A 13,664-nucleotide genomic window follows, 5' to 3' on the forward strand; every position below is an offset into this window, starting at 1 on the left:
GCTCCAGTCCGCGCGCGGCGAGACGCGCGGCGATCGAGTCGCTGAGCTCGTCCACCTCGCGGTAGCTCAGGCGGGCGTCGAAGTAGGCGAGGAAGGTGCGCTCGGGCGCCTTCGCGGCGGCGGCGCGCAGGGCGTGCACCAGCGAGTCGGCCGGGGCGACGGGAACTCGCTGGGCCTCGTTCAGCAGGGCCAGCCAGGGCTTGGCCGCGTACGGGGAGTCGCTCACGAGACCTCCTCCACCTTCTGCTGGAGGTGGTTCATGCCGGCCAGCCAGCGCTCGGGGTCCGCCGCGCGCACCTGGTAGCGGGCGCCGGTCTCCGGGTGCGGCAGGATCAGGAAGCGGTCCTCCTCGATACCCTTGAAGAGCGCGTCGGCCACGTCCTCCGGCTCGATCGCGGTCGGCACCAGTACCACCTCGCCCGCGGTGCCGGTGGCCGCGAGCATGTCGGTGCGCACGCCCTCCGGGCAGATCGCGTGCACCTTCAGACCGCGGTGGCGGTACGTCAGGGACAGCCACTCGGCGAACGCGTAGGCGCCGTGCTTGGTGACGCTGTAGGAGGGGGCGCCGACCATGGTGAGCAGCCCGGCGGCGGACACGGTGGTGACGAACCGGCCGCTGCCCCGCTCCAGCCAGTGCGGCAGCAGGGCGTGGGCCGCGCGGACATGGGCCATCACATTGACGTCCCAGGCCAGCGCCCAGGACCGCTCGTCCAGCGGCCCGGCGATGTCGCCGTCGGAGAAGCCGACCCCGGCGTTGGCGCAGTACACGTCGATGGTCCCGCCGAGCGCGTCCCGGGCCTCCTCGACGATCGCGGAGGCGTCCCCGGGCACGGCGGTCCCGCCGATCTCCTCGGCCACCGCCTTCGCCTTTCGCCCGTCCAGGTCGTTCACCACGACCCGGGCCCCGGCCCCGGCGAACCTGCGGGCCAGCGCGGCCCCGATCCCCCCACCGGCCCCGGTGACGACGACTCCCGCATCCTGCATGGCTTCCACCATCGGTCTCCTTCGACACGACGCGACTCGGCTCAGCGCGGCCAGACTAACCGGTCGGTATGTGTGAAGGAAGGGTCATCGCACCAACCTCTAGAGGCCCGCACCTTCCGCACCAACGGAGGTCCCATGCAGCTGTCCCGAAGAAACCTCCTGGCCACGGCCACCCTGGCCGCCGTCCCCGCCGCGTCCCCCGGGGAGGCCGCGCCCTCCGGGGACACCGCATCCCCCGGTGCGGCCGTGTCCCCGCAGCACCGCGAGTCCTTCCGCACCGGCTTCGAACGGCTCGCGGCCGACGGCTACCAGCTCCTCCACGGCCAGAAGGCCGGCATCGTCACCAACCCCACCGGCATCACCCGCGACGCCCGGCACATCGTGGACGTGATGCACGCGAGCCCTCTCGTCAGGCTGACGGCGGTCTTCGGCCCTGAGCACGGCTTCCGCGGTACCGCGCAGGCCGGTGGTTCCGAGGGCCGCTACGCCGATCCGGAGACGGGCCTGCCGGTCTACGACACGTACCTCAAGAGCGGTCAGCCGCTGGCCGACGTCTTCACCGCCTCCGGCGTCGACACGATCGTCTTCGACATCCAGGACGTCGGCGCCCGCTTCTACACGTACATCTGGACGCTGTACGACTGCATGGAGGCCGCCCGGCTCGCGGGGAAGCGGTTCGTCGTGCTCGACCGCCCGAACCCGGTCACCGGCCGCGCGGCCCAAGGTCCGGTGCTGCACAAGGAGTTCGCCACGTTCGTCGGCCGGCAGCCGATCGCGCAGGCGCACGGGATGACCGTCGCGGAGCTGGCCCGGCTGTTCGACAAGGAGTTCCTCGGCGGGTCCGTCCCCCTGGAGACCGTGCTGATGACGGGCTGGCGGCGCACGGACTTCTACGACGCCTCGGCGCTGCCCTGGGTGCCGCCGAGCCCCAACATGCCCACCCCGGACACGGCGTTGGTGTACTCGGGCACCTGCATGTTCGAGGGCACGAACCTCTCCGAGGGCCGCGGCACCACCCGGCCGTTCGAACTCCTCGGCGCCGAGGGCATCGACGGCCGCTGGGCGGCGGCCGCGAACGCGCTGGGGCTGCCCGGGGTGCGGTTCCGGGAGGCGTACTTCGCGCCCACCTTCTCCAAGTTCGAGGGGAAGACGGCCGGCGGGGTGCAGATCCATGTGACGGACCGGGCGGCCTACGACCCGGTGCGCACCGGGATCGCCCTGCTGGTGACCGCGCGCAAGGTCTGGGACGGCTTCGCCTGGCGGTCGGACGACTGGATCGACAAGCTCACCGGTTCGGACCGGGTGCGCACGATGATCGACGCGGGCGCGGACACCGACGAGGTGGTGGGCGCCTGGCGGCAGGAGCTGGCCGCGTTCCGGCGGATCCGAGAGGAGTACCTGCTGTACAGGTGAGGCGCGCGAACCGGTTTCAACTCCACTGCGTCGCGGGACAATTACACCGGGTAACGTGTCGTTCTCCGCGGGGCGAGGGAGCCTGGCATGGCGGATTCCGGGATGAGCGTGTCTCCCTACTGGGAGCTGACCTTCGACGCGAGCGGGGACGTCGACCCGCCCGAACGCGATCACCTGCTGGCCCAGGTCACGGAACAGGGCATCCGTGACCTGGTCGTCTTCGCACACGGCTGGAACGAGGACCGCTCGGCCGCGACCGCCCTGTACCGCCGCTTCTTCGCCCCGTTCCCGGGACTCGCCGCCAAGGCGCACCTCGGGTATGTCGGGGTGGTCTGGCCGTCGATGCGGTTCAGCGACGAACCGATCCCCGACTTCCCGAGGTCGGTGGTGGCGACGGAGGCGGCGCCCGGACCGGCGCTGGACCAGGACACCCGGCGCGGACTGCTCGTCGCCTTCCCGGACCGGGCGGACGTCATCGACCAGCTGGCCCGGCTGCTCGACCAACGGCCGGACGGGGACGCGGGGTTGACGGAGTTCGGGCGGCTGGTGCGGCTGCTGCTGAACGGGGCGGGGAGCACGGCGGCCGACACCGACGAGGACGGCGAGCCGGCCGTGTTCACCGAGGAACCCGCCACCGCCTGCGCCGAGTTCGCCGGTGCGCTGGCCGCGGTCGCGGCGCCGGGCGGTACCGAGGGATTCAGTCTGCCCAACCCCTGGGAGGGCGCGAAGGAGCTGCTACGGCAGGCGGCGTACTACCAGATGAAGGGGCGGGCCGGGACCATCGGCGAGCATGGACTCGGGCCGCTGCTGGGGAAGTTGGCGGCCAAGGCGCCGGGGGTGCGGGTACATCTGGTGGGGCACAGCTTCGGCGGGCGGCTGGTGGCGTTCGCGCTGCGCGGGCTGCCCGGTCAGGCGCGCCCGGTGAAGTCCCTGACGCTGCTCGAAGGGGCCTTCTCGCACTATGTGTTCGCCGATCGGCTGCCCGACGACCCGCACAAGTCGGGGGCGTTGAAGGATCAGCAGCGGCGGATCGACGGTCCGCTGGTGTGCTGCCACTCGCACTTCGACGCGGCGCTCGGCACCTTCTATCCGCTGGCCTCGCGGCTCGCGGGGGACGACCGGTCCTGCCTGGGCAACGAGATCGCGGCCGTGCTGGGTCCCCGGTGGGGCGCGCTGGGCCACGACGGGGTGCAGGCGGTACCGGGCACGGCCCAATTGGATCTGGCCGGTGCCCTGGCGGGCCGGCTGCCCGCGTCGGGGTGTGTGAACGTGGACGCGGCGGCGGTGGTCCGCCGGGGCGGTCCCCCGGCCGGGGCGCACAGCGACATCCTGCATCCCGAACTGGCCCGGGTGGTGCTGGCGGCGGGCCGGATCGCCTGACCCGCCGCCAGTCACCGCTCGCTCGGTTCCGGGGTCACCGGTGCGAGGTGTACTCCACGACCTGCTGGAAGGTCGGCCGGTTCTGCCAGCTGATGTTGCCGTGCTTGATGCCGCCCAGCGTGCGCTGGACGATCGAGTCGGCGCACCACTGGTCACCGGCGGAGCAGACCGAGTCGCCCGGGTAGACCTGGGCCGCGGTCATCCCGGCGGCCTGCTTGAGGGTGCTGATCAGGGCGTCCCGGCAGGCGCCCAGGTCCCCGTTGCCGCAGTACTTCGCGGCGAGGGGGCCCTGCACGTTCTGCCCGAGCACCGACCGGATGTCCTTGTCGACATAGCTCCACCAGCCGTACTGGAAGGAGCTTCCGGCGTGCGAGCCGGTCGGTCCGTGTCCGGCGGACGGGGCCTCGTCGATGGCCAGGTTGCTGGTGAGCGCGTTGTACAGATCGCTGCCGAGGCCGGGCTGGAACTCGGCCTTGACCAGCAGCGGCCACCAGGCGTCCAGGATGCGGATCGCGTCGGCGTTGGCGTACGTCTTGGACCCGGCGCTGGTCTCGGTGCGCTGGGCGCCCGCGGTCACCCACGCCTGGAGCTTGTTCACCGCGTCGGCGGCCGTGGAGTCGGTCACCGGCGAGGAGTTGATCACCTGGAGCAGCTCGGGCAGCACGTCCTCGGCGCGCAGATCGCTGACGCTCGCGGACGCCATGGCCTGCACCAGCTGGGCGCGGGTCACCCCGCCGGCCGCGACCAGCTTCTTCACCCGGTCGTCCAGCAGATTGGCGCGGTGCACGGAGCCGTCGCCCCAGGAGGCCGTGGTGTAGTCCTTGGCCTGCTTGTTGTTCCAGGAGACGTAGTAGTCCTGGTCGATGGAGTTGGGGTGGGCGGAGGGCGCGGTGTAGTCGGCCGTGTTGGTGTCCGGGTTCCAGTTCTTCCACTCGTAGGCGGGCTGCGCCCACACCGGGAACTCGGTGTCGACGCCGTCCGCGCGGACCGGGTTGTCACCGCTGTTGTAGTAGGCGGTGTGCTGGGAGTCGGCGTAGAACCAGTTGAAGGTGTAGTTGATGTGCTGCGCCGCGCTCTGGAAGTCCTGGGGGCCCTTGATGTAGCCGGGGTCGTTCAGCATCTGGAAGCCGATGATCGAGTCGACCTCGTGCAGATACGAGGAGCGCAGGCTGGTGTAGGCGACCTTCTTGCCGCCGACGGTCGCCCGGTACTCCACCGGACCGTACTTGGTGCGCCAGACCCGCATGGTGTACGAACCGGCGGCGGTGCCGTCGGCCAGCGTGGGCGACCAGGAGTTCTTCTGCTCGACCTTGTCCATGGCGGTGCAGGTGCCGTGGTACAGGTAGTGGTAGTCGTCCTGGCACAGCTCGACGGCGTAGGTGTCGATGATGTCCTGGCCGGAGGTGGTCGCGCTCCAGGAGTAGTCCTGGCCGCGGCCGAGTTCGACGTACATGCTCAGACCCGCGAAGGAGGCGCCGCGGGCGCTGATGCCCGGGCCCTGGATCTCCTGGAGCATGAGCAGCTGCGGCGCGAAGTAGCCGGTCTGCGGTCCGAAGACGGCGATCGGATGGCCGCTCGCGGTGTATTTTCCGCTCACCACCAGGGCGTTGGACATCCCCCGGCGGGCGGAGCTGAGGTCCGTCTTCGCGGCCGTGGTGGAGGCGCTCTTGGCGGCGGTGGAGGCCGCGCTGCCGGTGCGGTCGTAGACCAGCGGCTCCTGGGTCACCGAGCCGGCGTCGGGCAGCGCCTGCCCCTTGGCGGCGGCGGGCTTGGCGCCGTACGGGAAGCTCTGGCCGCCGTGCACGGTGAGGACGGCCTCGGGGTCGTTGCGTTCGCGGAAGGACTCCCAGACCTTGGTGCCCTGCTCGACGCCGTACTTGTCCTGCGCGGCCATCAGGGAGAGGGCGTTGTTCACCTCTCCCCCGCCGCCGGAGCCGAACAGGGAGCCGATGACGGAGGCCAGCGCCACCAGGTCGGTGATCTTGAAGTGGTCGATGGTGCCGGCGTTGGTGATCGCGTCCTTGTGGCCGGTCAGGTCGTACTCACCGGGGAAGTAACGGCCGCTGTCGGAGGCGTCGATGTAGGAGTTGATGCCGTCCAGGTAGGCGTCGGCGTCGGAGAGGGCCTGCTGGCCCCGGGCGCCGTTGTTCGCCACGGCGCGGTCGATCTGCGCCTGGAGGTCGGCCTCGGTGTAGGGCGCGTTGCGGTAGAACTCCTGCTCCAGGCCCTGGTTGGCGGCGGCGCCGCCCGCGAAGGAGGTCAACTGGCCCCGGCCGACATGCCGGAAGACGTCCATCAGCCAGAGCCGGTCCTCGGCCGCGGCGTACCCGGCGCCGAACTCGGTGCCGTAGCGGGTGGTGCCGGTGATGTGGGGGACACCGGTCTTCTTGTCCCGCACGATCGTCACATCGCTGCGCCCGTTCGGCTTCTCGGTCGAGGCGACCTGGTCGGACGGGACGCCGAACGAGGCGTCGTTGAAGAAGTTGTTGATGGTCGTGTCGCTCAGGCCCTTGTAGCCCGTGGCCAGGTTGGCGTACGGGCCGAGCTGGTCCTCGGCGTGCCCGGGCTGGGTGCCGAAGGCCTGGTTGAGGAGGATCTGCGCGAGGGTGGCGTTGCCGTTCTCACCGGGCGGCAGGATGTCCGAACACTGGCCGCCGCAGTAGTCGTTCGCGGCGGCCGCGGGGGACGCGGAGGTGGCCGCGCTGGCGGCGCTCTGGGTAATGGGGGAGACAAGTCCGGCTATCAGAACGCATACCGACGCCGTCTTCAGGAACCCGGGGAGTCGGCGGAACGTTCTCACTCTGTCAAGGGCGGTCCGTGGGGTGCGCCGTGGCATGGCAGCTCCTAGCGACTGGGGTGCGCGAACGTTACCGCCGGTATCCCCGAAGTTGAAGATGAACATGCGTCAACTTTTTGAGTTTGCGGGAAGGCCGAGCAGAACAAGCGCGAGAAGAGATGGAGCCGAAGCGCCTGTCGACACGTCTATCAGGCGACGTCCGTACGACGACGCCGAAGTGGCCGCGGAACAGGTGCAGGTGTGACGGAGGTGCAGGGCGATGGCCGGTTTCCGGAGTCTGGCGAGACAGGTACGCGATCCGGGCTGCGATCTGGCGCTGCGGCGCTATTCGCTGCGCAAGTGCCTTGAGAAGTTCGCCCCTTACGGGCATCGGGCGACATGGGACCATCTGTGCGCGCGGGCCGGGTTCGGTCCCGAGGACCGCTCCCCCGACCCGGCGCGGCTCGTGGCCGCACTGGAGGAGCTGGAGGAGGCCCGCTCCGTCTGGCTCGGCTACGAGAGCGAGTTCACCGAGCGCCGCCGCCGCGAGAAGCACGACGGGCTGCGCCGGCCGGGCAGCGTGGACGACTGGCACCGGCTGACCTGGGGCGGCTTCGGGGTCGCCTGGTGCGACGATCCGCGGGTGCACCCTTCCGATCCGCTGGCCGAGGTGCTGCGCAGGCTGATCGACGCGCTGGAGCGGGAGCCGGGGGCGAGCTGCCCGGTCTGCGGCGCCGACCGGCTCGTATGGAAGTACGGCCTTGACCATGAGCCGTCCTCGGGACCGGTGTGCGGCGACTGCGGGATACTCGTCCCGCGCCCGGTGCTCTCCCCGCAGGCGCTGGCGTACGCCAGGCGGGGGCGGCTGCTGATGCCGGCCTGACCGGGCCGGCGAGGATCTCGGCAGGGGAATGTCCGGGGGCCGCGCAGGGGATGCCGCGCCCCCATGCTCCACCGGTCTCGCTCCGCTGACTTCACCGGCGGGGACTGGCACCATCGAAGCATGGTGCAGGCATGTCTGAACGGAAGCCGTACCGCCGAGCACGGCGCTGCTGTCCCGATGTCACCGAAGGACCTGGCGCGCTCCGCCGCGGACGCCGTCGCCGCCGGGGCCACGGAGATCCATGTCCACCCCAAGTGCCCCTGCGGGCACGACAGCCTCTCCCCCCGCGTCCTCACCCCGGTCCTGGAGGCGCTGCGCGAGCGGATTACGGTGCCGATCGGGGTGACCACCGGCGCCTGGGCCGAACCCGACCCCGCCGCGCGTCTCGCCCGGGTGCGCTCCTGGTCCCTCCTGCCCGACTTCGCCTCGGTCAACTGGCACGAACCGGGCGCGGAGGAGCTGGCCGCCCTGCTGCTGGAGCGGGGCGTGGCCGTCGAGGCGGGCATCTGGTCCGGCACGGACGGCGCGGCCCGCTTCACCGCCGCCGCCCTCGGCCCCCGGGTCCTGCGCGTCCTGGCCGAGGTCATGGACCCGGACCCGGCCACGGCGCAGACCTCGGCCCGCGCTCTGCTGGCCGCCCTGGGCGAGGCGCACGGCCGCCCCCTCCTCCTGCACGGCGAGGAGGGCGGCACCTGGCCCGTCCTCCGCCTCGCCGCCCGCCTCGGCCTGGCGACCCGGATCGGCCTGGAGGACACCCTGCTGCTGCCGGACGGTGAACGGGCCGCGTCCAACGCCCGGTTGGTGACGGAGGCACTGCTCCAGTACGGATCTTCCCGCACTCGTCATAGGCCGACGGGACAGTAACAGGCGGGAATTGGCTCGTTCCACGGGTTTGGTGTCCGCGACAGTGGCGGGAGTCGAAGCCATGAGGAACGGGGGATCTCCATGTCCACACTGCGGGTGACCGCCGAGGTGCTGACCGTCCATGAGCACCCGAACGCCGACGCGCTGGAGCTGGCGCAGGTGGGGCTGTACCGGGCCGTGGTGGCCAAGGGAGCCTTCCGCAGCGGGGAGGTGGCGCTGTACATCCCCGAACAGGCCGTGCTGCCGGACGAGTTGATCGAGGAGCTGGGGCTGACCGGGCGGCTCGCGGGGTCGGCCGCGAACCGGGTCAGGGCGGTACGGCTGCGCGGCGAGCTGTCCCAGGGCCTCGTGTGCCGGCCGAGGGCGCTCGACGGCGTCGACCTCGCCGCCGCGGCCGCCCGGGGCACGGACTTCGCGGAGCGGCTCGGCATCACCAAATGGGTGCCGCCGGTCCCGCCCACCATGAACGGCGAGGTGGAGCGGGCGCCCGAGCTGCTGCCCTGGATCGACATCGAGAACATCCAGCGCCACCCGGACATCTTCACGCCGGGCGAGCCGGTGGTGCTCACCGAGAAGCTGCACGGCTCGGCCTGCCTGCTGACGTATGTCGCCGACGAGGGGCGGGTGTACGTCTCCTCCAAGGGCTTCGGCGCCCGGTCGCTCGCGCTCAAGGAGGACGCCCGCAACCTGTACTGGCGCGCCGTGCACGCCCACGGCGTCCCCGAGGCCGCCGCCCGCCTCGCAGCACGGCTCGGGGCCCGGCGGATCGGTGTCTTCGGCGAGGTGTACGGCGCGGGTGTGCAGGACCTGACGTACGGCGCGGACGGCCGCCGCGAGAGCCTCGGGTACGCGGTGTTCGACGTCTCGGCGGAGATCGGGGGCACCGTGCGCTGGCTGGACACCGCCGTACTGGACGGCGAGCTGCCGGTGGTGCCCCGGCTGTACGAGGGGCCGTACGACATCGACCGGGTGCTCTCGGTCGCGAGCGGCCGGGAGACGGTCTCCGGCCGTGAGCTGCATCTGCGCGAGGGCGTGGTGATACGGCCGGCCGGTGAGCGGTACAGCGCGGTGACCGGCGGCCGGGCGATCGCGAAGGCGGTGAGTCCGGCGTATCTGACGCGCAAGGGCGGCACGGAGTACGAGTGACCGGGGCCGGGCCCGGGTCCGGGCCGCCGGGCCCTGGGCTCAGCGGCCCTCCGCCATCAGCCGCGACCCCGCCCGCCGCTCCCCGAACTTGTCGTCCGGGTTGGACAGCACACAGGTGTCCAGCGACAGGCAGCCGCAGCCGATGCAGTCGGTCAGGTGGTCGCGCAGCCGGTTGAGCTGGGTGATCCGCTCGTCCAGCTCCGAGCGCCACGCCTCCGAGAGCCGCGCCCAGTCCTCCCGCGTCGGGGTGCGCTCCTCCGGCAGTTCGGCCAGCGCGGAGCGGATGGTGGCGAGGGGGATGCCGACCCGCTGCGCCGCGCGGATGAACGCCACCCGGCGCAGCGTGTCCCGGCTGAACCGGCGCTGGTTTCCCCCGGTGCGGCGGCTGGTGATCAGGCCCTTGGCCTCGTAGAAGTGCAGCGCGGACACGGCGGCACCGCTGCGCGCGGCCAACTGGCCGACGGTCAGCTCATGGATCTTCTCGGGAATCTGCGGCATCCCTCAGAGCCTAGGGCCTGTCCGTTGACATCGGCGTCGCACCCAACCATGCTAAGCAGTTGCTTAGGCATACGATCGAGAGGCCGGGAACATGGCAGAACCGAGGATCTTCACCTCCCCCGCCGAGCTGAAGGCGGCCGTGGGCGAGCAGCTGGGGCACACCGACTGGCTGGAGGTCGACCAGAAGCGGATCGATCTCTTCGCCGAGGCCACCGGGGACCACCAGTGGATCCATGTGGACCCGGAGAAGGCCGCCGCGGGGCCGTTCGGGACGACCATCGCGCACGGCTATCTCACCCTGTCCCTGCTGCCGCTCTTCGGCCCCCAGCTGATGCGGGTCGACGGTGTGAAGATGGGCGTCAACTACGGCACCAACAAGGTCCGCTTCCCCGCCCCCGTCCCCGTCGGCTCCCGGCTGCGCGCCACCGCGACGATCACCGGCGTCGAGGACGTCACGGGCGGCGTCCAGGTCGCCGTCGCCTTCACCGTGGAGCGCGAGGGCGGCGACAAGCCGGTGTGCGTCGCGGAGTCGGTGTCCCGCTACTACCTGTAGGCACCCGAAGTCGCCGCAGGGCGGGGCTACTTCGCCCCGACCATCCGCAGCACCAGCTCGGCGTACAGCTCGCCGACCGCCTCCGGTGTGCGTGGCCCGTCGATGTTGAACCAGCGGGCCACGTCGATGCACAGCGAGAGCACGGCGAGCGTGGTGCCCTGGACGTCCAGTACATCGAACTCGCCCGCGGCGACGCCGTCCTCGACGATCCCGCGCACCTCGGCGTCGACCTGCCGGCGCAGCCCGAGGATCTCGGCGCGGGCCTCGGGCCCGAGGGCGTCGAGCTCGTACTGCACGACCCGCGCGGTGGTGCGCCGCCCGGCGTGCCAGCGGACGAAGGAGCTGACCGCGTCGGCGAGCCGCTCCTTCGCGGAGCCCTCGCGGCGGGCCGCCGTGCGCAGGATGTCCAGGGCCTTGTCGTGGCCGATGCGGCTGATCCGGTGGAGCAGCTCTTCCTTGGTCTTGTAGTGGATGTAGAGCGCGGCCGGGCTCATCCCGGCGCGGCCCGCGATGTCCCGGGTGGTCGTCGCGTGGTAGCCGCGCTCGGCGAAGGCCTCCACGGCGGCCACCAGCAGCCGCCGGGCCGCGTCAGGGGTGACCTCTTCCCACGGCTCCGCCTCGCCGCCGGTCGTCTCCGCCGCCGTACTCATCGCTCTTACGCCCCTCTCGGTGACAGGAGCACCACCATACCGCCGACGGTGAGCGAGCGCTTAGCGCAGCAGCCCGGAGGGCGTGCGAAGGGTCAGAGTTTCTCGGCGAAGGGGTCGTGCTCGGCGAGGAGCTTGTCCAGGCGGGCCTGGTCGACCCGGCTGACGATCTGCCCGGCCTCCTGGCGGTCCCGGATCACCTTGGCGAGGGTGAAGGCGGAGGTGACGAGATACAGGACGGCGATCGCGAGGAACGCGCGCACCCATGCGTCGGTGTCCAGCCGGAAGATGCCGACGGACGTGGCCACCATGGCGATGGCGAAGGACGCGACGGCCTGGCCGTAGAAGGCGGCCGTGCTCTGCTGCTTGACCGATGTGTCACTCATGAGGGAGAGCATCGGCGCACCCGGCCCGCGCCACATCCGCTCAGCTACTCAGACGGTACTCAGAACGCCGAAACCCCGGTCAGGGAACGGCCGATGAGCAGCTTCTGGATCTGGCTGGTGCCCTCGTACAGGGTCATCACCCGGGCGTCGCGCAGGAGTTTGCCGACCGGGTACTCGTCGATGTAGCCGTAGCCGCCGAACACCTGGAGCGCGTTGTTGGCGGCGCGGACCGCGGCCTCGGAGGCGAACAGCTTGGCCTTGGAGGACTCGACGGCGAACGGCTCGCCCCGGTCGATCAGATCGGCGACCCGCCAGGTCAGCAGCCGGGCCGCGTCCACGTCGACCGCGATGTCGCTGATCAGCTCCTGCACCAGCTGATGGCGGGCGATCGGCTTGCCGAACTGCTCACGCTCCCCGGCGTAGGCGACGGCCGCGTCCAGGGCGGCCTGGGCTATCCCGACGCACCCCGCCGCCACCGACATCCGGCCCTTGGCCAGCGCGGACATGGCGACCGAGAAGCCCTTGCCCTCCTCGCCCAGCAGCGCGGCGGCGGGCACCCGCACGTCCTCCAGAACGAGTTCGGCGGTGGCCTGGCCGCGCAGTCCGAGCTTGCCGTGGATCGGGCGGCGGCTCAGACCGGGCGTGTCGGTGGGCACCAGGAAGGCGCTCACGCCCTTGTGGCCGGGGGCGTCGGTGGAGCGGGCGAAGAGCAGGACGACATCCGCCCAGGTGCCGTTGGTGATGAACATCTTGGTGCCGTTGACGACGTACTCGTCACCGTCGCGCACCGCTCGGGTGGTGAGGTTGCCCGCGTCGGATCCGGTGCCCGGCTCGGTGAGGCCGAAGCAGCCGACGTACTCGCCCGCGGTCAGCCCCGGCAGCCAGCGCCGCTTGTGCTCCTCGCTCCCCCAGGCGGCGATCGTCTTGGCGACGAGACCGAGGGAGACGGACACGATGCCGCGCACCGAGGAGTCCCCGCGGCCCAGCTCCTCGGTGACCAGGCAGTACGAGAGGTGGTCGCCGCCACAGCCGCCGTACTCCTCCGGGACCGTCAGCCCGAGGAAGCCGATCTCGCCGAGCTTCTTCACGATGCCCCGGTCGACCTCCTCGGCCCGGTCCCAGGCGATCACGTGCGGGGCGATCTCACGGGTCACGAAGTCCCGCGCGAGCCGCCGTACGTCCGCCTGCTCCTCGCTCAGCCCCAGGTTCACCACGAGATCACCTCTCCCATTTAAATTAGCACTGCTAGTTTACGAGCGCAGCCCTACTATGTGCGCCATGGCCCGACCGCGCAAGCCCCTGCTCAGCACCGACCGGATCGTCCGGACGGCCCGCGAACTCGTGGACCGGGAGGGTCTGGCGGCCGTCTCCACCCGCCGGCTCGCCGCGGAGCTGGGGGTGAGCGGGCCCTCGCTGTACAACCACTTCCGCACCAAGGACGAGATCCTGGAGGCGGTCGCGGACTCGGTGAGCGCGCTGGTCGATCTGTCGATGTTCGAGGACGGCCGGGCCTGGCGGACCGCGCTGCGCGACTGGGCCGTCTCCTACCGGGCCGCGCTGCGCGCCCACCCCAACATCGTCCCCGTGCTCGCGCGCGGCCCCGGGCGCCGGCCGGCCGCGCTGCGGGTGGCGGACGCGGCGTACGGCGCGATGGTCGACGCGGGCTGGCCGCCGGCGCAGGCCACGTCCGTCGGGGCGCTGATGCGGTACTTCATCATGGGCTCCGCGCTCGGCTCCTTCGCGGGCGGCTTCGTGGACGACGCGAGCGCGTACGACCCGGCCGACTATCCGCATCTCGGACAGGCCCATCTCCTCGCGGAGCAGCAGGAGAAGATCGACGAGCGGGCCTTCGAGACCGGGCTGAGCGCGCTGCTGGACGGCCTGGCGCAGCAGTACGAGCGGGTACGGCAGGAGGTCTAGGCGGCCCTGTGACGACACTTCGGTACCGGCCGAAGTGTCCCGGGCGCATGCTGGGAGGCATGACCAGGATCGAGGACCCTCAGGCCGCGGGGCTCGCCGCGCTGGCCGGGCTGATCGCGGACGAGACCCGGGCCACCTGTCTGCTGGCCCTGCTGGACGGGCGGGCCTGGACGGCGGGCGAGCTGGCGCGGCACGCCGTCCAGGCCCGCCCGTC

The 13,664-nt window shown here is 71.5% G+C and carries 13 protein-coding genes and 1 pseudogene; 7 read left to right on the forward strand and 7 right to left on the reverse strand.

All coding sequences use genetic code 11. The features are described from left to right. Together CCN72_RS03780 and CCN72_RS03785 are read right to left on the reverse strand one after the other, a co-directional pair. Positions 1-226, reverse strand: a pseudogene (locus tag CCN72_RS03780) (long-chain fatty acid--CoA ligase); the annotation flags it as partial. Next, complete coding sequence (locus CCN72_RS03785; protein WP_086806309.1) at positions 223-996, reverse strand: SDR family oxidoreductase; 774 nt, start codon at positions 994-996, stop codon at positions 223-225. The pseudogene CCN72_RS03780 and the gene CCN72_RS03785, both read right to left, overlap by 4 nt. Before the next feature lie 123 nt (positions 997-1,119). Here CCN72_RS03785 and CCN72_RS03790 point away from each other — a divergent pair, with 123 nt between their 5' ends. Both CCN72_RS03790 and CCN72_RS03795 read left to right on the forward strand, forming a co-directional pair. Beyond that, complete coding sequence (locus CCN72_RS03790; RefSeq protein WP_086806310.1) at positions 1,120-2,397, forward strand: exo-beta-N-acetylmuramidase NamZ family protein; 1,278 nt, start codon at positions 1,120-1,122, stop codon at positions 2,395-2,397. A gap of 87 nt (positions 2,398-2,484) precedes the next feature. Next, positions 2,485-3,777 carry a lipase family protein gene (locus CCN72_RS03795; RefSeq protein WP_208637909.1) on the forward strand — a complete coding sequence of 431 codons (1,293 nt, stop codon included), beginning with the start codon at positions 2,485-2,487 and terminating at the stop codon, positions 3,775-3,777. A 34-nt stretch (positions 3,778-3,811) separates the two neighbouring features. Here CCN72_RS03795 and CCN72_RS03800 read toward each other — a convergent pair whose 3' ends face one another. Further along, the gene (locus CCN72_RS03800; protein ID WP_086806311.1) at positions 3,812-6,613 is read right to left on the reverse strand and encodes a penicillin acylase family protein; all 2,802 of its coding nucleotides are present in this window, start codon (positions 6,611-6,613) and stop codon (positions 3,812-3,814) included. Between the two features lie 220 nt (positions 6,614-6,833). On the opposite strand from CCN72_RS03800, the gene CCN72_RS03805 reads away from it, so the two are divergent. From CCN72_RS03805 to CCN72_RS03815, 3 genes are all read left to right on the forward strand, one after another. Continuing rightward, on the forward strand, positions 6,834-7,436 hold the full coding sequence (locus CCN72_RS03805; protein WP_086806312.1) for a hypothetical protein: 603 nt from the start codon (positions 6,834-6,836) through the stop codon (positions 7,434-7,436). Between the two features lie 120 nt (positions 7,437-7,556). After that, a complete protein-coding gene (locus CCN72_RS03810) occupies positions 7,557-8,300 on the forward strand; it encodes a 3-keto-5-aminohexanoate cleavage protein (protein ID WP_086806313.1) in 744 nt (247 codons plus the stop codon). A gap of 81 nt (positions 8,301-8,381) precedes the next feature. Then, the gene (locus tag CCN72_RS03815) at positions 8,382-9,446 is read left to right on the forward strand and encodes an RNA ligase (ATP) (protein WP_086806314.1); all 1,065 of its coding nucleotides are present in this window, start codon (positions 8,382-8,384) and stop codon (positions 9,444-9,446) included. A gap of 39 nt (positions 9,447-9,485) precedes the next feature. Here the strand turns inward: CCN72_RS03815 and soxR are convergent, their stop codons facing one another. Then, a complete protein-coding gene (soxR, locus tag CCN72_RS03820) occupies positions 9,486-9,944 on the reverse strand; it encodes a redox-sensitive transcriptional activator SoxR (RefSeq protein ID WP_086806315.1) in 459 nt (152 codons plus the stop codon). A gap of 91 nt (positions 9,945-10,035) precedes the next feature. On the opposite strand from soxR, the gene CCN72_RS03825 reads away from it, so the two are divergent. Then, the gene (locus tag CCN72_RS03825; protein ID WP_037658329.1) at positions 10,036-10,497 is read left to right on the forward strand and encodes a MaoC family dehydratase; all 462 of its coding nucleotides are present in this window, start codon (positions 10,036-10,038) and stop codon (positions 10,495-10,497) included. A 26-nt stretch (positions 10,498-10,523) separates the two neighbouring features. Here the strand turns inward: CCN72_RS03825 and CCN72_RS03830 are convergent, their stop codons facing one another. The 3 genes from CCN72_RS03830 to CCN72_RS03840 form a co-directional block, all read right to left on the reverse strand. After that, positions 10,524-11,147 (reverse strand): TetR/AcrR family transcriptional regulator, encoded by a 624-nt coding sequence (locus CCN72_RS03830; RefSeq protein WP_037658327.1) that lies wholly within the window; start codon positions 11,145-11,147, stop codon positions 10,524-10,526. A 92-nt stretch (positions 11,148-11,239) separates the two neighbouring features. After that, a complete protein-coding gene (locus tag CCN72_RS03835; RefSeq protein ID WP_085568434.1) occupies positions 11,240-11,530 on the reverse strand; it encodes a YiaA/YiaB family inner membrane protein in 291 nt (96 codons plus the stop codon). Between the two features lie 59 nt (positions 11,531-11,589). Beyond that, positions 11,590-12,741, reverse strand: a complete 1,152-nt coding sequence (locus CCN72_RS03840) for an acyl-CoA dehydrogenase family protein (RefSeq protein ID WP_086806318.1) — start codon at positions 12,739-12,741, stop codon at positions 11,590-11,592. A 67-nt stretch (positions 12,742-12,808) separates the two neighbouring features. Here CCN72_RS03840 and CCN72_RS03845 point away from each other — a divergent pair, with 67 nt between their 5' ends. Next, entirely contained in the window at positions 12,809-13,450 is a 642-nt protein-coding gene (locus tag CCN72_RS03845) for a TetR/AcrR family transcriptional regulator (protein ID WP_086806316.1), read from the forward strand. The last annotated feature ends 214 nt before the right edge of the window (positions 13,451-13,664 follow it).

Origin of the sequence: Streptomyces murinus, assembly GCF_002154555.1 — a bacterium.
Classification (GTDB): Bacteria; Actinomycetota; Actinomycetes; order Streptomycetales; family Streptomycetaceae; genus Streptomyces; species Streptomyces murinus.